Origin of the sequence: Bradyrhizobium iriomotense, assembly GCF_030160715.1 — a bacterium.
GTDB lineage: Bacteria > Pseudomonadota > Alphaproteobacteria > Rhizobiales > Xanthobacteraceae > Bradyrhizobium > Bradyrhizobium iriomotense.
In genome coordinates, this window is record NZ_BSOW01000017.1 from 110,287 (window position 1) to 131,878 (window position 21,592).

The 21,592-nt window shown below is 63.9% G+C and carries 21 protein-coding genes; 7 read left to right on the forward strand and 14 right to left on the reverse strand.

Going from position 1 to position 21,592, the window contains the following annotated elements; all coding sequences use genetic code 11:
- Positions 1 to 68 precede the first annotated feature (68 nt).
- Together argS and QQL28_RS24230 are read right to left on the reverse strand one after the other, a co-directional pair.
- Positions 69 to 1,859, reverse strand: coding sequence for an arginine--tRNA ligase (argS, locus tag QQL28_RS24225; protein ID WP_284269286.1), 1,791 nt, complete (start codon positions 1,857 to 1,859; stop codon positions 69 to 71).
- Positions 1,860 to 1,868: 9 nt separating this feature from the next.
- On the reverse strand, positions 1,869 to 3,077 hold the full coding sequence (locus QQL28_RS24230; RefSeq protein ID WP_284269287.1) for a deoxyguanosinetriphosphate triphosphohydrolase: 1,209 nt from the start codon (positions 3,075 to 3,077) through the stop codon (positions 1,869 to 1,871).
- A gap of 109 nt (positions 3,078 to 3,186) precedes the next feature.
- On the opposite strand from QQL28_RS24230, the gene erpA reads away from it, so the two are divergent.
- Positions 3,187 to 3,516, forward strand: a complete 330-nt coding sequence (gene erpA / locus QQL28_RS24235; protein ID WP_027527378.1) for an iron-sulfur cluster insertion protein ErpA — start codon at positions 3,187 to 3,189, stop codon at positions 3,514 to 3,516.
- A gap of 150 nt (positions 3,517 to 3,666) precedes the next feature.
- Here the strand turns inward: erpA and QQL28_RS24240 are convergent, their stop codons facing one another.
- Together QQL28_RS24240 and QQL28_RS24245 are read right to left on the reverse strand one after the other, a co-directional pair.
- Positions 3,667 to 4,068 (reverse strand): type II toxin-antitoxin system RelE/ParE family toxin, encoded by a 402-nt coding sequence (locus QQL28_RS24240; RefSeq protein WP_348522515.1) that lies wholly within the window; start codon positions 4,066 to 4,068, stop codon positions 3,667 to 3,669.
- A complete protein-coding gene (locus QQL28_RS24245) occupies positions 4,028 to 4,315 on the reverse strand; it encodes a type II toxin-antitoxin system ParD family antitoxin (protein ID WP_284269432.1) in 288 nt (95 codons plus the stop codon). The genes QQL28_RS24240 and QQL28_RS24245 overlap by 41 nt, the downstream gene beginning before the upstream one ends.
- Positions 4,316 to 4,795: 480 nt before the next feature.
- Here QQL28_RS24245 and QQL28_RS24250 point away from each other — a divergent pair, with 480 nt between their 5' ends.
- The 3 genes from QQL28_RS24250 (at position 4,796) to QQL28_RS24260 (ending at position 7,177) form a co-directional block, all read left to right on the forward strand.
- Positions 4,796 to 5,698, forward strand: coding sequence for a hypothetical protein (locus QQL28_RS24250; RefSeq protein ID WP_284269289.1), 903 nt, complete (start codon positions 4,796 to 4,798; stop codon positions 5,696 to 5,698).
- A gap of 156 nt (positions 5,699 to 5,854) precedes the next feature.
- Entirely contained in the window at positions 5,855 to 6,637 is a 783-nt protein-coding gene (locus tag QQL28_RS24255) for an alpha/beta fold hydrolase (RefSeq protein ID WP_284269290.1), read from the forward strand.
- A gap of 165 nt (positions 6,638 to 6,802) precedes the next feature.
- Complete coding sequence (locus tag QQL28_RS24260) at positions 6,803 to 7,177, forward strand: hypothetical protein (protein WP_284269291.1); 375 nt, start codon at positions 6,803 to 6,805, stop codon at positions 7,175 to 7,177.
- Between the two features lie 53 nt (positions 7,178 to 7,230).
- Here the strand turns inward: QQL28_RS24260 and QQL28_RS24265 are convergent, their stop codons facing one another.
- The gene (locus tag QQL28_RS24265; RefSeq protein WP_284269292.1) at positions 7,231 to 9,609 is read right to left on the reverse strand and encodes an ATP-binding protein; all 2,379 of its coding nucleotides are present in this window, start codon (positions 9,607 to 9,609) and stop codon (positions 7,231 to 7,233) included.
- 198 nt (positions 9,610 to 9,807) lie between these two features.
- Between QQL28_RS24265 and xth the strand changes: the two genes are divergently transcribed.
- Positions 9,808 to 10,605 (forward strand): exodeoxyribonuclease III, encoded by a 798-nt coding sequence (xth, locus tag QQL28_RS24270; protein ID WP_284269293.1) that lies wholly within the window; start codon positions 9,808 to 9,810, stop codon positions 10,603 to 10,605.
- 69 nt (positions 10,606 to 10,674) lie between these two features.
- On the opposite strand, the gene QQL28_RS24275 is transcribed toward xth, so the two are convergent.
- The gene (locus tag QQL28_RS24275) at positions 10,675 to 11,502 is read right to left on the reverse strand and encodes a tetratricopeptide repeat protein (RefSeq protein WP_284269294.1); all 828 of its coding nucleotides are present in this window, start codon (positions 11,500 to 11,502) and stop codon (positions 10,675 to 10,677) included.
- The gene (gene ilvD, locus QQL28_RS24280; RefSeq protein WP_284269295.1) at positions 11,489 to 13,213 is read right to left on the reverse strand and encodes a dihydroxy-acid dehydratase; all 1,725 of its coding nucleotides are present in this window, start codon (positions 13,211 to 13,213) and stop codon (positions 11,489 to 11,491) included. The genes QQL28_RS24275 and ilvD overlap by 14 nt, the downstream gene beginning before the upstream one ends.
- A gap of 441 nt (positions 13,214 to 13,654) precedes the next feature.
- On the opposite strand from ilvD, the gene QQL28_RS24285 reads away from it, so the two are divergent.
- Positions 13,655 to 14,842: a DUF418 domain-containing protein gene (locus tag QQL28_RS24285; protein ID WP_284269296.1), complete on the forward strand. Its 1,188-nt coding sequence runs from the start codon at positions 13,655 to 13,657 to the stop codon at positions 14,840 to 14,842.
- Between the two features lie 40 nt (positions 14,843 to 14,882).
- On the opposite strand, the gene QQL28_RS24290 is transcribed toward QQL28_RS24285, so the two are convergent.
- The 4 genes from QQL28_RS24290 to QQL28_RS24305 form a co-directional block, all read right to left on the reverse strand.
- Positions 14,883 to 15,095, reverse strand: coding sequence for a hypothetical protein (locus QQL28_RS24290; protein WP_284269297.1), 213 nt, complete (start codon positions 15,093 to 15,095; stop codon positions 14,883 to 14,885).
- A 146-nt stretch (positions 15,096 to 15,241) separates the two neighbouring features.
- Positions 15,242 to 15,418, reverse strand: a complete 177-nt coding sequence (locus QQL28_RS24295) for a hypothetical protein (protein WP_284269298.1) — start codon at positions 15,416 to 15,418, stop codon at positions 15,242 to 15,244.
- Positions 15,419 to 15,615: 197 nt separating this feature from the next.
- Positions 15,616 to 15,807, reverse strand: a complete 192-nt coding sequence (locus QQL28_RS24300; RefSeq protein ID WP_284269299.1) for a hypothetical protein — start codon at positions 15,805 to 15,807, stop codon at positions 15,616 to 15,618.
- A 90-nt stretch (positions 15,808 to 15,897) separates the two neighbouring features.
- Positions 15,898 to 17,634, reverse strand: coding sequence for an adenylate/guanylate cyclase domain-containing protein (locus tag QQL28_RS24305; RefSeq protein WP_284269300.1), 1,737 nt, complete (start codon positions 17,632 to 17,634; stop codon positions 15,898 to 15,900).
- A gap of 349 nt (positions 17,635 to 17,983) precedes the next feature.
- Here QQL28_RS24305 and QQL28_RS24310 point away from each other — a divergent pair, with 349 nt between their 5' ends.
- Entirely contained in the window at positions 17,984 to 20,179 is a 2,196-nt protein-coding gene (locus QQL28_RS24310; protein WP_284269301.1) for a lytic transglycosylase domain-containing protein, read from the forward strand.
- A 182-nt stretch (positions 20,180 to 20,361) separates the two neighbouring features.
- Here QQL28_RS24310 and QQL28_RS24315 read toward each other — a convergent pair whose 3' ends face one another.
- The 3 genes from QQL28_RS24315 to QQL28_RS24325 are packed head-to-tail and all read right to left on the reverse strand — an operon-like array spanning position 20,362 to position 21,322.
- On the reverse strand, positions 20,362 to 20,739 hold the full coding sequence (locus tag QQL28_RS24315; protein WP_284269302.1) for a hypothetical protein: 378 nt from the start codon (positions 20,737 to 20,739) through the stop codon (positions 20,362 to 20,364).
- On the reverse strand, positions 20,736 to 20,930 hold the full coding sequence (locus QQL28_RS24320) for a hypothetical protein (protein ID WP_284269303.1): 195 nt from the start codon (positions 20,928 to 20,930) through the stop codon (positions 20,736 to 20,738). Before QQL28_RS24320 ends, QQL28_RS24315 begins: the two co-directional genes overlap by 4 nt.
- Complete coding sequence (locus QQL28_RS24325; RefSeq protein ID WP_284269305.1) at positions 20,927 to 21,322, reverse strand: hypothetical protein; 396 nt, start codon at positions 21,320 to 21,322, stop codon at positions 20,927 to 20,929. Before QQL28_RS24325 ends, QQL28_RS24320 begins: the two co-directional genes overlap by 4 nt.
- Positions 21,323 to 21,592: the final 270 nt, after the last annotated feature.

The window sequence follows — 21,592 nt, forward strand, 5'->3', positions numbered from 1 at the left end:
CATTACGTAAGCGAGCCGGCATTCTGCCGGTTAGCCCCCTCAAATTCCCTGAAGTAGTTCGCCCCAAACTACCGCATCTCGTCCGGGGCATGGACGCCCAGAATGGCGAGGCCCGATGCCAGAACCGAGACGACGCCCTGGACCATTGCCAATCGCGCCTTTGTAAGCTGTGCATCATTATTGATAATGAAGCGTAAATAGGGCAGATCGCGCCCCTTCGTCCAAAGTGCGTGAAATTCGCTGGCTAAATCATAGAGATAAAAGGCAATTCGGTGCGGCTCGTGGGCGCTGGCAGCCGCTTCGACCGTCCGCGGATAAATTGCGAGCCGCCGCAATAAATCGAGTTCCACTGGGTCCGACAGCCGTTCCAGCGCCGAGTCCTGCAGCCAAGCGATTCGGGCGTCGGTCGTCTCCGGCAGATCTGGAAACACCTCCGCCCTTGCATTGCGGAAGATCGAGTGGCCGCGGGCGTGGCCGTACTGGACGTAAAACACCGGGTTGTCGCGCGACTGCTCGATCACCTTGCCGAGGTCGAAATCGAGCACCGCATCGTTCTTGCGGTAGAGCATCATGAAGCGAACGGCGTCCCGGCCGACTTCATCCACCACCTCGCGCAAGGTGACGAAGTCACCGGCGCGCTTGGACATTTTGACCGGCTCGCCGTTGCGCAGGAGCTTCACGAGCTGGACGATCTTGACGTCGAGCGCGGCCTTGGTGGCCGTGACCGCCTTCACCGCCGCCTGCATGCGCTTGATGTAGCCGCCGTGGTCGGCGCCCCACACGTCGATCATGTCGGCAAAGCCGCGATCGAATTTGTTCTTGTGGTAGGCGATGTCGGACGCAAAATAGGTATAGGAGCCGTCCGACTTGATCAGCGGACGGTCAACGTCATCGCCGTAAGCCGTAGCCCTGAACAGAAGCTGCTCGCGGTCTTCCCAGTCCTCGACCGGCGCGCCCTTCGGCGGCGGCAGGCGGCCCTCGTAGATATCGCCCTTGGCGCGCAGAAAATCGATGGTCTCGGCGACCTTGTTGTTGCCGCTCTCGATCAGCGAGCGCTCGGAGAAGAATACGTCGTGGCGGATGTTGAGGGCGGCAAGATCGCCCTTGATCTCGTCCATCATCATCGCAATCGACTTTACGCGCACGGTCGGAAGCCATTCGGCCTCACTCATGGTGCGCAGCTTGTCGCCATGCTCCTTCGCCAGCGCCTCGCCGACCGGCTTGAGATAGTCGCCGGGATAGAGGCCGTCGGGGATCGGACCGATATCTTCGCCGAGCGCCTCGCGATACCTGAGGAACGCGGAGCGTGCGAGCACGTCGACCTGCGCGCCCGCGTCGTTGATGTAATATTCGCGGCAGACATCATGGCCGGCGAAATCGAGCAGGCTCGCCAGCGCATCGCCGAACACGGCGCCACGGCAATGGCCGACATGCATCGGCCCGGTCGGGTTCGCCGAGACGTATTCGACATTGACCTTCCCGCGCCCGCTCAGGCGGCCGTAGCTGGCCCCATCGCGCAGCAAGGTGCGGAGCGCTTCCGCCCAGGCGGACGGCTTGAGCGTCAGGTTGATGAAGCCGGGTCCGGCGACGTCGACCTTGGCGATCAGCGCGTCGGCACGCAGGCGCTCGGCGATCTGCTCGGCGAGATCGCGCGGCTTCGCCTTGGCCTCTTTCGCCAGCACCATCGCGGCGTTGGTCGCCATGTCGCCATGGGACGGATCGCGCGGCGGCTCGACCACCACGCGCGAAAAATCGATGCCTTCCGGCCAGTTGGCCTCCGCCGCGAGCGCGCGGCAGGCGGCGTGCACGCGCGCGAGCACGTCGGCGAAGAGATGCAGCGATGAGGGTGTGTCGGCCATGGCCGCCGCCTAACGCAAATCCGGGGTCGAGTCAAAGAGCCGCTGGTGCTCGGTCAGGGCGAAACGGTCGGTCATTCCGGCAATGAAATTGCCGATCCGGCGGCCCCTGTCGGCCTCGTCGTCAGCCTCCGCCCCGGCCAGCCATTCCGGCGGCAGCTCGCCGGGCGAGACCTGGTATTTCGCGAACAAGTCGAACAGGATCTGTTCCGCCTCCGCCATCACCCGCATCACCCGCTTGTGACGGTACATGTGCTGATAGAGGAAGGTCTTGATGGCGGCCTCCTCGCCCGCCATCGCCGGCGGGAACGCGATCATCGCGCGGCCCTGCTGGCGCACGTCCTGGGCGGATTGCGGCTGGACCGCCGCAAGGTTGGCCCTGGCCTCGGCGAAGACGGCGCCGATCAGATGCGAGATCAGCTCGCGGACCAGCTCGGCGCCGCGCCTGTCCTGATCGAGGTTCGGATAGTGCGCACCGATCTCGGCGATGATCTCGGCCATCAGCGGGATCGCCTTGAGATCATCGACCCCAAACAGCCCTGCCCGCAGGCCGTCATCGATGTCGTGGGCGTCATAGGCAATGTCGTCGGCGATCGCCGCGACCTGCGCCTCCAGCGAGGCAAAGCTCCAGAGCTCCAGATCGTATGTCTTGACATAGTCGGCGATGCCGACGGGAACGCCGTGCTCACGGTAGCGTCCGACCGGCGCGCCGCCGCGATCGGTCAGCGGGCCGTTGTGCTTGACGATGCCCTCTAGCGACTCCCAGGTCAGGTTGAGGCCATCGAACTCCGGATAGCGGTGCTCGACCGCCGTGACGACGCGCAAGGTCTGGGCGTTGTGGTCGAAGCCGCCACAATCCTTCAGGCAGGCATCCAGCGCCCGCTCCCCGGCATGACCGAACGGCGGATGGCCGAGATCGTGCGCGAGCGCCAGCGTCTCCGTGAGGTCCTCGTCGAGCCCCAGCTGCCGGGCCAGGGCGCGGGCGATCTGGGCGACCTCAAGAGAGTGGGTCAGGCGGGTGCGGTAATGATCGCCTTCGTGGAACACGAACACCTGGGTCTTGTACTTCAGGCGGCGGAAGGCGGTGGAATGGATCACCCGGTCGCAATCCCGCCGGAACGGGCTCCGGGTGCGGCTCGGGGGCTCGGCGACCAGCCGGCCGCGACTGCGATCGGGATCGCAGGCATAGGGCGCGCGGGGGGCAGCCATTCCGACGGACACGGCGAATTTAGTCCCTATCCATTTGATTCTGCGGACCCTTGCACTTAACTATGACGGACGCGGGATACCAAATGAATTGGATATGACGCGGGACTATCGGAGTGGAACGATGACGACTGCCGTGACCATCAGCGACCGGGCCGCGCGCCGGATTGGGGAGATCCTCAAGGGCGAAGGCACGGGCGCAATGCTGCGAATCTCGGTCGAGGGCGGCGGCTGCTCCGGCTTCCAGTACAAGTTCGACATCGAGCGTGATCGCACCGACGACGACCTCGTCATCGAGCGCGACAATGCGGTCGTGCTGGTGGACTCGGCGTCGCAACCGTTCCTGGCGGGCTCCGAGGTCGACTTCGTCGATGACCTGATCGGCGCCTCCTTCCGCGTCAACAATCCCAACGCCACCGCGTCCTGCGGCTGCGGCACCAGCTTCTCGATCTAGCCCGACTCAAAATCTGCAAAACAACCCCATGCAAAGGAGCCGGGGTGCCGGCGAGATGCACTTCTGTTTTTGCGAAAATATTTGACGCGTCGGACAAATCAGGGGTAAAAGTCGGTAGTCGCGAGGTCCGCAGGGAAGTTGCCCCTCGCTTTATTTGCCCTCGTCGGGGGTAGATGGAACGTGGCGCTGAAGATCCATCCTGTCATGAAGGATGCGGACGATTTCGATCGTGCTCCTTGGCGCGACCCGGTACATGAGGAAGTGGCTTCCGCGGCGACCACGTCGCGCAACGTGAAGCGTGCGAAGACCCGGCATGATCTCGTCTCGGGCCTTGGAGCCTGCAACATCGGGGCCGTCGGCAAGTTCGCCAATCGCCCGAACGAGCGTGTCCCGATAGACGCGCGATTGTCGCGCGCCAAAATTCTCAGTGGTCCATTTTAGGATGTTCGCAAAGTCGACTTCGGCGGCGGCGCCGAGGCGGACGCGCCATTTCTGCTCGACCATTAGGACTCTATTCGCCTGCTCCGGTGATGACCTTCTCCGCGAGGTCATTCAGGTAAGCTTGCAGGTCCTCGATATTCCTGAACTCTTTGAATTCGCCTCGGTCCAATGCGCCAACGCCGAGGCGGGCCGCTGCCCGCAGGGCCTTCAGCTTGCCGGCGTCTTCCGCCTCGCGTTGCTCGACCAGCCGCAACCCGTCACGCAGCACTTCGCTGGCGTTCTGGTAGCGGCCGGATTTGACGAGAGCGTCAATGAGTTCTTTCTGTCGCTCCGTGAGCACAACGTTTCTGGTCGGCATTGGCATCCTCTCGGGTCGTTCGAGAAACCTGGCGATTGGCATAATATGCCATCGCGGCCTAATCGCCTCAACCCCAATCTAGGTGTGGTCTTTCAGAGTCCGCGAGTGTCCTAATTCGCGATTTCAAGACTAATCTAGCCGCAACGTCCTCCCCTGTACGGGCGAGCCGACGCATTCGCGTGTCCTCCATCGCTGACGAAAGATCGAGGATCAGCTCCTTAAGCTCTGGCGCGAGGTGCACCGTATTCACGACCTTGATGACGTAAGGAGGCTTGAGGACGTTCATGCCGCCCCCAAAAATTGAATCCAAGAAAGCAGCCACTATATCGCCGTGCCATTCCGGTGCCCCTATTGCTGCCTTAAGGGCTGATCGAAAATCATAAGCAGTTTTCCAACTGCCGGCATCGAGTTCTATTGTCAAAATAGTCATTTGGTGCTGTCCGTATTTACGCCTCGGTACTAACGGTAGCAAATCATCCAATGCGCATTATCGATCGCCTGTTCTCTTGCCTCGTTCTATTTCTTGCAATCGCAGCCGTCCCGGTGCTTCCCGTGCACGCTGCCGAAACCTGCCCGTTCATCGGCGCCCAGGAGCTCGCCGGCGCGATGCCGGCGGTCAAATGGTCGCTGATCTCAAATCAGGACGGCCGCGGCTGCATCTACCAGGCCGGGCGCGGCGACACGATGATGCTGACCGTGTTCCGCAATCCCGACAAGGACCGCGCCAGGGAATTGTACACGACCTTCGTCAAGACGCTTGGCGAGCGCATGCCGATTAGCGCAGTGTCCGGGATCGGCGACGAAGGCCAGGGCGGAACGAGCGCCGTCGACGCGCAGCGCCAGGAGGCCTCGGTCGTCGCCCTGTCCGGCGACTACATTCTGCAGATCAGCGTCTATCCGATCGGCCGGCGTGCCGACAACACGCTGCTCGGACCTGTCACTGAAGCCGCGCGCGTTGCCATCGGTCATGTGAGCAAGACCAGCGAGCGGTTCGGCGATTGCGAATGGCTCACTGCCACGGATGCCGACGGCTTTCTCGACAAGAGCACACTGCAGGTCCAGCGGACCGGCGCGGGCAGCTGCATGATGTTCGATCGCGAGGCCAACACCATGGTCGTCGCGGTGATCGCGATTTCGCGCGACACCGTCATCAACATGATGAAACGCACTGGCCCGTGCAAACACGTGGCGATACCCGAGCTCGGGGGCGAAGCGTTCGGCGAGCATTCCTGCACCAAGGGCAACGGCAACGCCGTCAACATCTTTGTCTGGAAGAACGGCAGGCAGGCTTCGATCCTGTTCGCGCCGGTCAAGCCGCATCCGGAGTCCGGCTCGGTCGAGCGCCTGAAGGCGGTCGCCGGGCGAGTCTATGGAAAATTGTAACGGCGCCGCGTTACCCCCGCGAACAGGAGCAATGATGATAAATTGTCGCGACCAGTGGCGAACGAGTAGTGCCCATCTTCGTCGGCCATGGTGCGCCACTTAGATTAAGCACTCGCCAGAGACACCTGGACATGTCGGTGAATAGGGAGATGACCCATGAAAATCGCACATGACGGCATCCAGCTGTCCTTCGACATCGCCGGGGCGGGACCGCTTCAATTCCTGTTCGTCCATGGCCTGGGCGGGGATCGCACGCATTTCGCGCCGCAGATGGAGTATTTCGCCCGTCAAGGTCGGGCGTTGAATGCCGAGCTGCGGGGGCATGGGGAGAGCGACAAGCCGCAACAGGCGTATTCGATCGAAGGCTTCGCCGATGATCTCGTCTGGCTGTGCAACCGACAGCAGATCACAAAGCCGGTCATCGTGGGTCAAAGCATGGGTGGCAACATGGCGCTCGAAATCGCCGCCCGCTATCCGGACTTTCCTGCAGGCCTGGTGCTGCTCGATTCAGGGGTGCTCTTCCCTGCCTCAGCAGGGACGGTGTTCGCCGGGTATCTGGAGGGCTTAAGGGGCGCGGATTTTGCGGACGAGGTGCGGAAAATCGTGGCGGACTCCTGTCTGCCGACCGACAGATGCCGCGCCCATGTTGAACAGACCTTTCTGGCGACACCACAGCACGTGCTGGTGTCCACGTTTACAAGCCTGTTCCCCTGGGATGTGCATCGGGCGCGTGAGTGCGCCCAGGCGTGCCGGGTCCCGGTGCTCTACATCGAAGCGGCCCATCGGCTCGCGGATCTGGATCGTTTTACGGCGCTCTGCCCGCAACTGGTCACGGCCAAGGCCGTCGGCTCCGGGTATTTCCTGTCGCTGGAAGTGCCCGAGCAGATCAACCCGATGATCGACCGGTTCATCTCGCTCTACGTGCGAAGACCCGGGTAGCCGGGCAGGCTAGGCATCGCTGCGACCGGTCCCCATCGGAAGCCCACAAATCGCTGCCGGGCGAGGACGAAACCCTTTGCCGGCCCGGCGAAGCCGGTCGGAAACAAACCAGTCCTAAGATCCCCCAAGCTGCCGCGTCCAACCCGGCTTAAGGGAGAGGATCTTATGAAAGCAGCCCTTTTGGTACTGTCGCTGCTTGGCCAGCCCGCGATACCGATTTCAGACCGTGTGCCCGTCCTCAACGTGGAAGGCCTTTGCAGGGACGTTTCCGCTGATGACAAAGCGTCGGGGCTCGCCCTGGCGCAGGACGCCGGCGAATGCCTGCGTGACGAGAAGCTTGCGCAGCAGCAGCTCAGTTCGGCTTGGCTGACTGTTCCGGGTCCCGCGCGCGAAAGCTGCGAAGGCGAGGCTACGGCAGGAGGAATAGAAAGCTATGTCGATCTGCTCACCTGTCTGCAGATGGCAGGCTGGGCGAATCCGGCTCCCCCACCGGCGCCCCCGCTCAGGGGAGCGAGCAAGATGCGGAACGCCAAAAATTAGTTGCGCAAGTGCTATCGAGGACTGGACGATTGGCTGTCACTGCAAAATGACGGCTACGGAAGCCGGGTAAGCTGCACGCCATCGACCACCATCTTCCGCGTCCCCGCCTCCAACCCCGGATGCTCAAATGCTGGAAGCACCCGCGCGGCGGCCGGCTCCTGTTCCGGCTGTAGCGGCGCATCGCTTGCGGCCATGTGATCCAGCGCTCGCAACAGCGCCGCGACCAGGGCCGGCTTGCGCAATGGCTTGGCCAAAAAGTCCGACATCCCTGCCTCACGGCAGATCTTGACGTCCTCCGGGAAAGCGTTGGCGGTCAGCGCGACGATCGGCAGGGCCGCGAAGCGACCACCCGGCGCGCGGATCGCCCTCGTCGCGGCAAGGCCGTCCATCTCGGGCATGCGCACGTCCATCAGCACGACATCATAATCGCCGTCCGCGGCTGCCTCGACGGCCTCGGCGCCGTCGGTCACGACGCGCAAGTCGACGTCGAACTCGCCCAGCATCTTGCTCACGACCATGCGGTTGACGGCGTCATCTTCCGCCACCAGCACCTGCAGCGGCCGGTCGAGCGCCGCGATGCGGGCCTTGAGGTCATCGGCTTCGTTGCGATCAGCCTCGCGGTCGGACACCAGCGCCTGGCTCCACGGCAGCACCAGAGTGAAGCGGAAGGTCGAGCCCTCGCCCGGCACTGAGGTGACGCCGATCGTGCCGCCCATTTGCTCGATGATGCGCCGGGATATCGCAAGGCCCAGTCCGGTGCCGCCGAAGCGTCGGCTGATCGAGGCGTCGGCCTGCGCGAAATCGGCGAAGAGCTGACCGACCTTCTCGGGCGCGATGCCGATGCCGCTGTCGGTCACGGTCCACTCGACGGTCGCGAGCAGGTCGCGGCGCGCCTGGCAGGTAGCTGATATCGTCACCTCTCCCGCATCTGTGAACTTGACCGCGTTGGAGGCGAGATTGAGCAACACCTGCCTGATCCGTGCGACGTCGCCGCGCAGCGCCGGCGGCAGGTTCGGATCGAGCGCGACCTTCACCGCGAGGCCCTTGGCCTTGGCACTGGCGCGCACGACGGTGGCAACCGTCTCGACCAGCGCCTGCGGCGAGAAGTCGATCGCCTCGAACTCGAAACGGCCGGCCTCCAGCTTGGAGAGGTCGAGGATGTCGTTGAGGATGCGCTGGAGATTGTCGCCGGACTCGCGGATCGTGGTCACGGCCTCGCGCTGCTCCGGATCGAGCGAGGTCTCGAGCAGCATGCTCGCAAGCCCGAGCACCCCGTTCATGGGCGTGCGGATCTCGTGGCTCATCACGGCGAGGAAGTTCGATTTCGCCCGGTTTTCGGCCTCGGCCTTTTCTGCGCGCCAGCGTTCAGTGACGTCACGGCCGAAGCCGCGATAGCCGAGGAACTGGCCGTCACGATCGTATGACGGTTTTGCCGTCAGCGACCACAGCCGTGCCTCACCGCCGGCGACGACCTTGATGCTGATCTCGTGCAGCGGCTCACGCTGCTCCATCAGGCCGATGATGTTGTAGGCGGTGCTCATGTCCTCGGGACAGAGCATGTCGAGCACGTCGGCGAAATGCGCGCCTTGCAGCAGCTGCAACGGCATCTGCGCGACCGCCGCGAAACGCTCGGGCACGTGCACGAGGTGCCCCTCGGCATCGGTCTGCCACAGCCAGTCGCTGGCGTTCTCCTGGAACTCCTTCAGCAAGAGCGAGATGATCTCGGTCTGACGTTCGAGCGCGAGCTGCGCCTTGAGATTGCCGAGGAACAGATTGCCTTGCGAGACGATGTTGCGCGCCATGAAGAACGCGAACAGCAGCAGGAACACCGCGGTCAGCAGATACGGCCCGCTGCCGCTCAACAACAGCGCACCGGCGCAGGCGAGCGTAATGGTGGCGAGATAGACGAGGCCCGCGCGCGGAAAGGTCGAGAGCGTGACGGCACCGCCCGCGATCATCCCGACCATCAGGCAGGCCAGGATGAGCTGGCTGGTCGGCCCGACCTGGCTGAATAGCGCGAGCGGCAGCGTGCCCCAGATCGCCGCGATGAAAAATGCCTGCCGCGTCATCTGCCGCGTGGCGCGCGGTGAGATCTCCTGCGGCGGATTGACGTGAGAGCGCCGCCACGCGCGCAACGCCAGCTCGGCAACCGCCGTGATCGTCAGCCCCCAGAGGACGAGGAATCCGTTCCAGCCCCTGCCCCAGAACAGGATCAGCACGATCGCGACCGTAAGCATGTTCACGGCCATGGTCACCGGGATCAGTTGCGTGACCGCGTCGACCTGCTTGGCCCGGATCCGGCGCATCTCGCGCTCGCTGAGATCGGCCGTCAGGCCGTCCTCGATCTCGAAGCCGCCGAGCCAGTAGAGGAACGCGCCGATCAGGCCGTTGCGCGGCTCATTGGTGTCTGGGGAATTGCCGGGCCATCCCATGCATCAGGACCTTTTCCGGCATAAATGACCCAGCGCCCGCTTAAGCCGGGTTAATTTCTCAGGATATTTTCTTGGGAGATTTTCTTGGGAGATTTTTTTGGGAGATTTTTTTGGGAGATTCTGTACTTCCGGCTCGGCCGTTCTTGACTGCCGCGTTTGCAGTTTGTTCTAACGGTGCCCCAGCCTGGAGTCCCCCTCATGACGATCCGCATCGCCACCTGGAACGTGAACTCGGTCCGGCAGCGGATTGAGCATCTCATGACGTGGTTGAAGGAGTGCTCGCCCGACATCGTCTGCCTCCAGGAGATCAAATGCGTCGACGAGGCATTCCCGCGGCTCGAGATCGAGGCACTCGGCTACAACGTCGTCACCCATGGGCAGAAGACGTTCAACGGCGTGGCGCTGCTGTCCAAACTCAAGTTCGACGAGACCAAATCGGGGCTAGCCGGCGACGATGAGGACGCGCACGCCCGCTTTCTCGAGGGGGTGGTGACGCTGAAACAGGGCGTCCTGCGGATCGCCTGCCTCTATCTGCCCAATGGCAACCCGGTCGGGACCGAGAAATATCCCTATAAGCTCAAATGGATGTCGCGGCTTCTTGAATATTCGAAGGAGCGTCTCAAGGCCGAGGAGCCATTGATCCTCGCCGGCGACTTCAATGTGATCCCCGCCGCGCGCGACGTCCACAATCCCGCCGCCTGGACCGAGGACGCCCTGTTCAAGGCCGAGACGCGCGAAAGCTTTCAGTCCCTGCTAGGCCTTGGGCTCACCGACGCGCTGCGGGCGGTCACCGACGAGCCCGGGCTCTACACCTTCTGGGATTACCAGGCCGGCGCCTGGCAGAAGAACCAGGGCTTGCGGATCGACCATCTCCTGATGTCGCCGCAGGCGAGCGACAAGCTCGCCAATGTCGGCATCGACAGCTATGTGCGCGGCTGGGAGAAGCCGTCGGACCACGTGCCGGTGTGGGCGGATCTGGAGTTCGAGGCGGCCTAAAGCGGGCCGGGAAAAACATGGTGGGCACGGCGCTTACGCGCCTTTGCCCACCCTACCGATCAATCCCGATTATTCCCGGCGCCCCTGCACCCACTGCTCCAGCATCTGGAGGCACATGGCGCGGTCGTCGTCGGAGGCCTTGGCGACGGCGCGGTTGTAGCTTTCCTTGATCCAGGTCTCGTCCGTGCCGGCGCTGTCGCGGGCCAGCGTCAGCCACATCAGGCCGCGCGCGGCCTGCCGCGGCAGGCGATCGCCGTTGAACAGCATCTGCCCGAGCAGCGCCTGAGCCTCGTGCTGGCCCTTCTGTGCGGCGAGGCCCAGCCAGCGCGCGCCCTGCGTGAAGGCATCGCGAGAGGCGTCCGGCGACTTCAGATAGAGCCGGGCGAGATCGTACTGCGCATCGGCGTTGCCGAAATAGGCCGCCGCGTAGGAGAACAGTTCGCGCGCCCGCTCCGGATCCGGCTTCACCTTGGAGTTCGGGATACCGTTGAGATAATAGCGGCCGAGCGCGACGAAGGCGTTCGCCACCATCGGCGCCTGCGGCAGCGACGGGCTGTCGGTCGCATGCGCGTTCACCAGCCGGCTGAAATAGTCGAAGGCACGCAGATCGTCCTGGGCGACGCCGTCGCCATTGGCGTACATCCGCCCGAGCTTCCACTGCGCGATAGGGTGACCGCCCTCGGCGGCATATTGCAGCGCGGTGAAGGACGTGTCGGGATTGGTCGCAGCCGGCGGCACGGCCTTGCGCAGCGTTCCGGCCGCACCCGGTGCCGGCGAGACCACCGGGATGGTCGCATCCTGCGGATTGACCGGCGCACCGTCGAAGGCAAGCGCCGGCGCGGCCAGCGCGGAAGCCCCCAACACAAACGCAACTATGGTACGCCTAGATGTCCGCATAGCACTGTTTCTCGTGCGCGCCGCCCGGATGGGTCACTGCCCCACCGATCGCTGGTCCTACTTGCTGAGCGTATTTCCAGAGCGCACCCGACGTATGGTTAGTCGCGCGGGAACGCCATTTGGTCTTGCGTTGAGCCAGCTCATCGTCGCTCAACTTTACGTTAAGAGTGCCGGCGACCGCGTCGATCTCGATGATGTCGCCGTCCTCGAGCAGCCCGATCGGGCCGCCGATCGCCGCCTCCGGCCCGACATGGCCGATGCAGAAGCCGCGGGTGGCGCCGGAGAAGCGGCCGTCGGTAATGAGCGCGATCTTGCCGCCCATGCCCTGGCCGGTCAGCGCTGCGGTGGTCTGGAGCATTTCCCGCATGCCGGGACCGCCCTTCGGCCCCTCGTAGCGGATCACGATGACTTCGCCTTCGCGGTAGGTGCGCTTCTGGACCGCCTCGAACGCGTCCTCCTCCCGGTCGAAGCATCGCGCCGGACCGGTAAACCTGAGGTTGGACATTCCCGCGACTTTCACGATCGCACCTTCTGGCGCCAAATTTCCCTTCAGACCCACCACACCGCCGGTGACGGTGATTGGCTTGTCCGCCGGATGCACCACGTCCTGGTGCGGATTCCATTTCACGCTCTTGAGATTTTCGGCGATCGTGCGGCCCGTGACGGTGAGGCAATCACCGTGCAGGAAGCCGTTGTCGAGCAGCGTCTTCATCAGAAGCGGGATGCCACCAACTTCAAACATGTCTTTGGCGACATAACGGCCACCCGGCTTCAAATCCGCGACATATGGTGTCTTTTTGAAGATTTCGGCGACGTCGAATAAGTCAAACTTAATGCCCGCCTCATGCGCGATCGCAGGCAGGTGCAGCGCAGCATTGGTCGAGCCGCCGGAGGCCGCAACCACGGCCGCGGCATTTTCCAGGGCCTTGCGTGTGACGATGTCGCGCGGCCGGATGTTCTCGGCGATCAGGTCCATCACCTTCTCGCCCGCGGTCATGCAGAAGGCATCGCGGATCTCGTACGGTGCCGGGGCACCGGCCGAATACGGCAGCGCGAGCCCGATGGCTTCCGAGACCGTCGCCATGGTGTTGGCGGTGAACTGCGCGCCGCACGCGCCCGCCGAGGGGCACGCCACGCGCTCGATCTCGTCGAGATCCTCGTCCGACATGGCGCCGACCGAGTGCTTGCCGACCGCCTCGAACATGTCCTGGACGGTGACCTGCTGCCCGCGGAAATTGCCGGGCAGGATCGAGCCGCCATAGATGAAGATCGAAGGCACGTTGAGGCGGATCATTGCCATCATCATGCCCGGCAGCGACTTGTCGCAGCCGGCAAGGCCGACAAGGGCGTCATAGGCGTGGCCGCGCACGGTGAGCTCGACGGAGTCGGCAATGCATTCGCGCGACGGCAGCGAGGAGCGCATGCCGTCATGGCCCATCGCGATGCCGTCGGTGACGGTGATGGTGCAGAACTCGCGCGGCGTCCCGCCGGCCGATGCCACGCCCTTCTTCACCGCCTGCGCCTGGCGCATCAGGGCGATGTTGCAGGGAGCGGCTTCGTTCCAGCAGGAGGCGACGCCGACGAAGGGCTGGTGGATCTGCTCGGTGGTCAGACCCATGGCGTAGAAGTAGGAGCGATGGGGCGCGCGCGCAGGGCCTTCCGTCACGTGACGGCTCGGCAGCCTCTGCTTGATGTTCGTCTTGGCGTCCATCGCGAACCAGTTTCCTCGGTCAACCCTTGTCCAACTCGGAAAACGACACCCAAGATTTGAATGAACCCTGGGATTTTTTCCTTCGCTGTTGCGAGCGCCGCAGCCCTGAAGAATTTATGGAGATTTTATTCATGGAGGGGTGTGGCCAAAAAGCGGCGCGGATGAGAACGGACTGCAACGAAGGTTTAATCCGGAATGAGTGTTGCGCAGAGAGCACAATCGTGGCGCATGGGACACGGCCAGGGCCACCATGATACCGCTACGACGTCCCCTACTGACAACCTCTGATGCTAGGATGAACTGGGCGCATCCAGACTCACGCCGCCATGCCCAATATTCCTCTGGCTGAGTCGCAACTCATGACGGATGATCAGGATAGGACGAGCCTGCTCGTTCTCGCGGCGTGCTTCCTCCATCGCCGCTGGCCCCATCAACGCCGCCGTGGAATCCGCAACCAACCTCACAATGGCGAACGCGCCGACGGATCCCGCTCATCGGGTGGGGGCGATCGACGCGTTGCGCGGGCTGGCGCTGTTCGGCGTGCTGGCGATCAACCTGGAAATGGAGTTTCGCGTCTCGATTTTCCGGCAGCTTCTTCCCGCAAGCCCGGACCCGACACTGAACGGCGTCGTCGACGCCGCACTTGCGCTGTTCGTAGACATGAAGGCGTTCGCGCTGTTCTCGTTCCTGTTCGGCGTGGGCCTCGCCATCCAGTTCGACCGGCTCAGCACCTCGCCGCGGCGAACGCGCCTCCTCATCCGGCGGCTGCTCGCGCTGCTGCTGTTCGGCGTGATCCACCTCGTCCTGATCTGGAACGGCGACATCCTGACTGAATACGCACTGGCCGGCCTCGTCGTGCTGCCTTTTTTGTTCGCGCCGCGCTGGGTGGTCACGATCGCGGCGGCGGTCATCCTGACCTTCTATGTGCTGCAACCGGTGCTGCCGAGCTTCATCAGCTTTCCCAATCGGTACATGCTGGCGGCGTTCGTGGAGGCAGCGAACCAGACTTACGCAAATGGGAGCTTTGCAGAGGTGCTGGCGCTGCGGGTGAAGGAGCTCCCTGCCCTGCTGCCGCTGCATCTCTACGTGTTTCCGCGCACGATCGGCCTCTTCCTGGTGGGCGTTCTCTGCTGGCGAGGCGGGCTGTTCACTGAGCTGGCCGGACGATGCCGAAACCTGCTGGCGATCGCGGGCTTCGCGGCCGTCGCGGGCGGCGTGCTGCTGGCGCGCTTCACACACCCGTCCGCGGCTTTGGCAAACCCCATCATCCTGGCGTCAGGATATGCCGCCCTGGTGATCGCCATCGAACAGACGCCAGCCGGCGCAAGGCTGCTCCGCTTCGCCGAGCCGGTCGGACGCATGGCCTTCACCAACTACATCGTCCAGTCGGTCGTACTCGGCTTCATCTTCTACGGCTACGGCCTCGGGCTGTTCGGCAGGCTCGGCTCGGCGGCCGGCCTGCTTCTTGTCGTGGCGATCTACGCTGCACAGGTGGTGGTGAGCCGGCTTTGGCTCGCACGCTTCGCCTATGGTCCGATCGAATGGCTGTGGCGTAGCCTGATGTATGGACGCGCGCCGCTCTTCCGGATCGAAGGCTACCCTCGAAAAGCACCCTTCGCTCGTCTTTGATGAGGAGAGCTCTTGCCGGATCAGGTGTGCGCCGCGCCCCTTACCGCGCGCCCTTCAGCGTGCAGGAGGTGGTGCAGGTCACGGTCGTGCCGCGGTCGCACGACTTGCAGGCGGCGACGCACTGATTCATGTCCCTGGCATTGTAGGAGCTGTAGTTGCGCAGCGGGCAAGCGGCGGTCGTACCGGTGATGTCCTGCTCCGGCTCGCAGGCCGCCGTCATGAGTGAAAGCAATATGATCACGAGAGCCCGCATGGGATGACCTGCAAAGCGACAGTTCCTGGAGCCGTTGTACGGCAATGGCCTCCAGCATTCCCACCTGTGAGGAATCGCGGCACGCGACCAGCCCTCACATCCCAAGAGGATGCGCGCCAAGTGTTAAGAACGGCTTGCGGCTGGCGTCACGCCGCCGCTTTGGGCGAAATCGCCCGCCGCGCGTCGGCCGCCAGCTCGTAGTAGCGTTCCGCGAGCTTGAGATAAAACTCCCGCTTTGCACTGTCGGTCGCGAGCTTGGCGATCAGCTCGCACTCCGCGGTGAGCGTCTCAAACCGTTCCAACCTGTCCTGAAGTTCCGTCATCGGCGTGTCCCCATAAAACGCCTTCGAAGAAACACGAGGGTAAGCCCGCGAAATAGGTCACGGCGAACATCTTTATCTGACTAAATCAATTTTTTGCCCGACGCGGTCTCGCCAACCACGCGTCGGGACTTGCGGCATCTTGGGACGACGACGCAGGGCACCGGCACGACACGATTGTCAGCCGGAGGACGCGGATCTTACGCGCGGATCCCCTTCATCGAGGGCTGGATCGTCAGACGGTAGGCCACAAAGGCGAGACCATCGAACTTCTCCACGACCTCGTCGCAGGCCGGGCAGCGGTACTCCCCGGTCGTGGGCGGCTCCGTCGCCAGCTCAAGCCGCCGAAAGCCGGCCTTGCAATGCGGACAGGTCACATCGCCCTTCTTCATGGATCACCCTGTAATATTACGGGCGCATTCATAGCACAGCTTGAGCCGGAACTTGGACCGGCTCAGCTCATTCGGAGCAACGCGTTTGGATCATTTATGCTCCATCCGCCAGGCGCCATCCCAATCCGCGGCCGGCGGATTGGCCTGGAGCTGCTCGAGGCGGGTGAGCAGCGTGCGTGATGGACCATCGCCGGGAACCCTCTCCAGCGCAGCGTTGAAGGCGTTCCGCGCCTCGTCCCAGCGGCCAGCTCGATACGCGGCAAGCCCTTCGGCGTAGCGCGCCCGCAGGCTCACCTGCTCCTGTGGGAGCGCACCGGCCTTGCCCATCACCTCGAACACGGGCTGCGGCAGGCTCTGCCCTGCAACCGCGAGGCGGTCGATCTCGCGCAGCTCGAGGCTCGCGCCGAGGGCAGCGGCCGTCGCCTGCGAGATCAGGATGCGGGTGCCATAAAATTTGTTCGCCGCCTCCAGCCGCGAGGCGAGGTTCACCGCATCGCCCATGACGGTAAAGCTCATCATCAGCTCCGAGCCGATGCTGCCGGTCAGGACCTCGCCGGTGGCGATGCCGATCCGCAGGTCGCAAGGAGCGGGCATGGCGCGGATGCCGAGGAGATCGGGGAGCTGCTTCTGGAGCGCCGGCACCTGGTCGGCCATGTCGAGCGCGGCATGGCAGGCGAGCTGCGCCTGCTCGGCCTCCTCGATGAAGGGCGGGCCCCAATAGGACATGATGGCGTCGCCGATATATTTGTCGATGACGCCGCGATTGGCCCGAATGGGCTCCGACATGACCGTGAAATAGTGGTTCATGACCTTGACGAGACCGCGCGGCGTCATGCCCTCGCTCATCGAGGTGAAGCCGCTCATGTCGCAGAACATGATGGTCATCACGCGCCGCTGGCCGTCGACGGCGACCTCCGGCCGATCGATCAGCCCCTGCACCACCTTCGGATCGATGTAGCGGCCAAAGGTCTCGCGGATGCGCTCGTTGCGGCGCAGCTGCTCGATCATGCGGTTGAACGCGGCGGCGAGCTCGCCGATCTCGTCCTTCGTCGACACGCTGATGGTGTGGTCGAAGTGGCCCGCCTCGACCTCGCGCGTGCCGGCGAGCAACAGCCGCACCGGACGCGTGATGCCGCTGGAGACCAGGATCGCAAAGGCAAGCCCGACGATCGCCGCCAGCGCCGTCACGACGCCCGAGATCACGATCGCCTGGCGCTGGTGACGGATCACCTGCGCCGTGCTCGCGAACACCTGCGCCAGCATGTCGCTGCGAATTGCATCGACACGCTGGGTGAAGAGGTCGCGTAGCGCATCGACATGGACCATCGTATCGCGCGTCGCGGCAAAGTCCTTGGCTTCGAGCTGCCTGAGCAGCTTTGCGTCCGCCTCGGTGAGCTCGCGGCGCAACTCCGACAGCGCACTCTCGATCCTGGCATCGATGCGGCCGAGCGCCGCGTTGTCGGACGGCGTGCTCTCGTCCTCGATGATCGCGTTGATCAGTTTTCGCGCGCCTTCGGCCTCCTTGACGATGAGCGCGTCCGACTCCCGATATTCGCGCAAGCGGCTCGCATAGCCCTCCTCGTCCGGCGGCGTCTGCGTCTTGGCGATCACCATGCGCCGCATCGCCAGCGCCCGCTCCAGCGAGCGGACATTGGCGCGCGCCAGATCGCCATAGGCAGGAATGTACCGGTTGGTCAGCTCATCAAGGAGATGGCCGACCCGGCTCGACATCACCATCGACAGGATCGAGGTGATCACCATCAGCACGATCAGCCCGAGGGCGATGCCGACGATCTTGCGCCTGATCGATTGGTTGAAAATCGGCATGGCGAACTTGGGCAATTGGGATTGAGGAACCTTGCGACCTCCATACACCGGAACCGTTACCTGAAACACGCGCAATCTGGCCTGAAAGGCTGCTTCGCAGGGGTTTTTCGCGACAGTCGCCGGCACGCTCCACGAAGGTTAACGCATATTTACGATTCCATGGAGCGCCCGGTGTCATACGGAGTGTGAGTTGCAAAAGCCTTCCGGTTCGATTTCGGCGGCATTTTTGCCGCAATGTTGCCGGAGCGTGACGTCGATCAAACGAGGCGTGCTATCGTTTGAGTCGCTCAAGCCCGCATCACGTCGCGGATCTTGGTTTGTGCTGATGGTTTCGCAGGGGGACCATGGAATGAACCAGTGCCTACGCTCGCTTGCGTGTTTCCTCACCGTGGCTGCACTCGCACTCGTCTCGACAGAGGCGGCGGCGAAAGGCCATCACAAGCAATCAGGTCCGAAGAAGACGCATGAGGCGAAGGCCGGCAAGCAGCGCAGCGCTGCGGCCGGCAAGCATCGACACAGCAAGCATGCGGACGCGAAACGGAAATCGAAGACGCAGGACGAGGAGCCGTCGGAGAAGCCTTCGCGGCCGCCGCTGACCGGCGATCTCGCCGCGCTGAAGGATGCGATCGATCTGGCGCGCAAGGCCAAGACCGATGACGCCACCGCGGCCAGGAACCGGATCGCCGATCCCGCCGGGCAAAAGCTCGCCGAATGGTTCATCCTGCGGCACTCCGAGACGACCGCCGACTTCAATCGCTACGTCGCGTTCATTGCCGCCAATCCCGACTGGCCGAGCATCGCCTCGTTCCGCCGCCGCGCCGAGGCGCGGCTCTGGCAGGAGAAGAGCGATGCGACCACCGTGCACAAGTTCACCGCCGACCGGCCGCAGAGCGCCAAGGGAAAGTTCGCGCTCGCGCGCGTGCTGCTGGCCGAGGGCAATCGCGACGACGCCGCAAGGCTCGTGCGTTCCGTCTGGCGCAAGGAGGAATTGTCCGAGCGCACGGAGAGCGACGCTTACGAGGCGTTCCGCAATCTTTTGACCGCGGATGATCATCGCGCCCGCATGGACAAGTGGCTCGGCGCCAGGGAATACGGCGCGGCGCGCCGCGCCGCAAAGCGTCTCGGCAACGACGAGCTTGCGATCGTGAAGGCCTGTGCCGCGGTCACCGGCAAGGAGAACAAGGCCAAGGACTATCTGGAGGACGTGCCGGCGGATGCGCGCCGCGATCTCGGCTACACGCTGTGCCGCGCGCAATGGCATCTCCTGAAGGACCACATCGACGATGCGGCGCAGGTGATCCTCGCAGCCTCTGCCGACACCATGGCGCTCCAGGACACCGACGCCTGGTGGCGCGAGCGCCGGCTGCTGGCGCGCAAGCTGCTCGACCAGGGCAAATTCAGGACGGCCTACGACGTGGTGCGCACGGCCGCCGTGCCTGCGATGGAGGTCTACCGCGTCGACTATCACTTCATGTGCGGCTGGATTGCGCTGCGCTATCTCGACGATCCCAAGACGGCGCTGATGCATTTTGCCGCGATTGACGAAGGCTCGGTCAATCCGATCGCGCTGTCGCGAGGGCACTATTGGCGCGGCCGTGCGGCGGAAGTCCTCGGCGGAGCCGCCGACGCGCTTCGGAGCTACCAGGCGGCCGCCCGCTATTCGACCGCCTATTACGGCCAGCTCGCGCGCGCAAGGCTCGGCCTCGAGCGCATCGATCTGCGCGCGCCCTCGCCCGTGCTCGCCTCCGACGCCCAGCCCTCGGACGAGCGCGTGCGTGCGGCCGACATGCTCTACGAGGTCGGCGAGCGCGACGTCGCCTTCTCCTACGTCGCCGATTTTGCCGGAGAGAGCACCGACGTCGCCGCGCTCGAAGCGCTCGGTGAGCTCACGGGCCGGCGCAACGACGCGCACGCGATGCTGGAGATCGGCAAGCTGGCGCTCGCCCGCGGACTAGCGCTCGACCACTACGCCTTCCCGACCATCGGCATTCCCACGCACAAGCAGGTCGCGCCCGAGATCGAGACAAGCGTGATCTATTCGGTGGCGCGGACCGAAAGCGCGTTCGACCAGCGCGACAAGTCGCCGGCCAACGCGGTCGGGCTGATGCAGGTCACCCCGGAGGCCGGGCGCGACACCGCAAAGCGGTTCGGCGTCACCTACGACTGGGACCGCATGGTCTCCGATCCCGTCTACAATACCCAGATGGGTGCGGCCGAGCTCAGCGCGCTGTTGTCGGAATATCGCGGCAACCAGATCATGACCTTCGCCGGCTACAATGCCGGTCGCGGCCGGGTCAGGGACTGGGTGCAGGCGCACGGCGATCCCCGCGACCCCAAGGTCGATCCGGTCGACTGGGTCGAGCGCATCCCGCTGTCGGAGACGCGCAACTACGTCCAGCGCGTGATCGAGAACGTGCTGGTCTACCGCGCGCGGTTCGAGGGGGCCGGTGCCGTAGCGGCAAAATCCGACCAGCGCGTCGTGACGCAGGAGGTCCGCGCAAAGCCCGCGGCGGCAACGCCTGCGAGCTTCACGGGCGCGGATTGACCCTTGCGTATTGACCTTTGGAATTGACCCTTGGAGCCGTGGGTGGGTTAGCGAAACGTGACCCACCACGATGTGGAGGGGGCGTGGTGTGCTACGCCATCTGCTAACCCACCCTCGCTGGTCGACGCCTCCGGGGCTGGACGAGGCGCCTCTCAGGTCTGGTGATGCGGCTCCACGCGGGCTCAATTGCGTGGCTCGCTACCACCTCCTTCCGTAGCCATCAGGTCGTGAACGCCCAAACATGCGTCGGTCAATGCTCGCGAGAGAGCCCACATCTGTATCGTGGAGCTCCAGCACGACACCGCACCCAGGATCGCGAGGACTTCGATGGCGCGGCTGGCGGTGGTCGCGATATTCTCGCTGGCCCGTGTCCCGGTGAGGCCGGGCATCGCCCACTCCATCACCAGCGTCGTGAGCTCGTTTCGGCGGTAGCAATCATGGTCACAGTAGCGGCGCTGCGTCCGCGCATGCCGGATATAGCCGGATTGGAGCGGCTGCGAGCAGGTGCTGCAGGCGGCCTCGCGCGAGGGCGGCTCGTGATTGACCACCACGAACTTCATGACGCCGCCCTCGCGCGCTCCTGCCGCTCCGCCGAGGCTTCACGAAACAGCGCGTAACATTCATAGTCGCAATAGGGCAGATGCGTCCCGATCTCGCGCAGATAGCTGCCGTCGATGCGCTCCAGGCACTGCAAGCACCAGGTTTGCCGGAACGGCGTCCTGTCGTTCACCAAGACGAAGGCGAACCTCATGTGGCACCTCCTAATGCGAAGCAGTAGACGGTATCCAGCGGAGAGAGCGCAGGCGGCGGCGCGCAAAGATGATTGCGGCCATCGGGGTTGTCCCTGTTCCGCTCCACCTTCTGGGCGGGGACCGGGATGTATTTGCCGTCTTCCCTGCGCCGCGCGTAAAGCTTGCCGTCTTCGTACCTGATGTCGGTCGGGTAGCAGTCCGCGCTGTTGCAGCAGCTGAGCGCCGGGTTATCCGGCATGTGCCAGGTCGAATAGAACTTTTCGTGCAGAGCCTGATCCTGAGCAGGATGCTGCCGATGGGCAGCACCTTGCCCAACCTCCTCCGCCTGGACCGCCGCAGTGAGGCCAAGGAGGAGAACGCCTGACAAGAGAAGCTTGCACGATGGATTCACACGCAGCCTCCGGGATCAGAATTTCCGAACCGCCGGCCTCGCCGGCTAAATCTTACGCCACTTGAGCGCGAAACAACCAACGGCGGTCGTGTTCGCTGCGCGCACGGAAACGATCGAGGCACTTCTTGGAACAGAGCGCAGTTCGCCAGGAATAATATCGGATCAAGCCAAACTGCCTGTTACAAACGGCACAGCTATGGTCTGAAGGGCGGCGCTCAGACTGTTCGGACTTGTCGCACATCGTACTCTCCCTCGTTCCGTTGTCGGTTC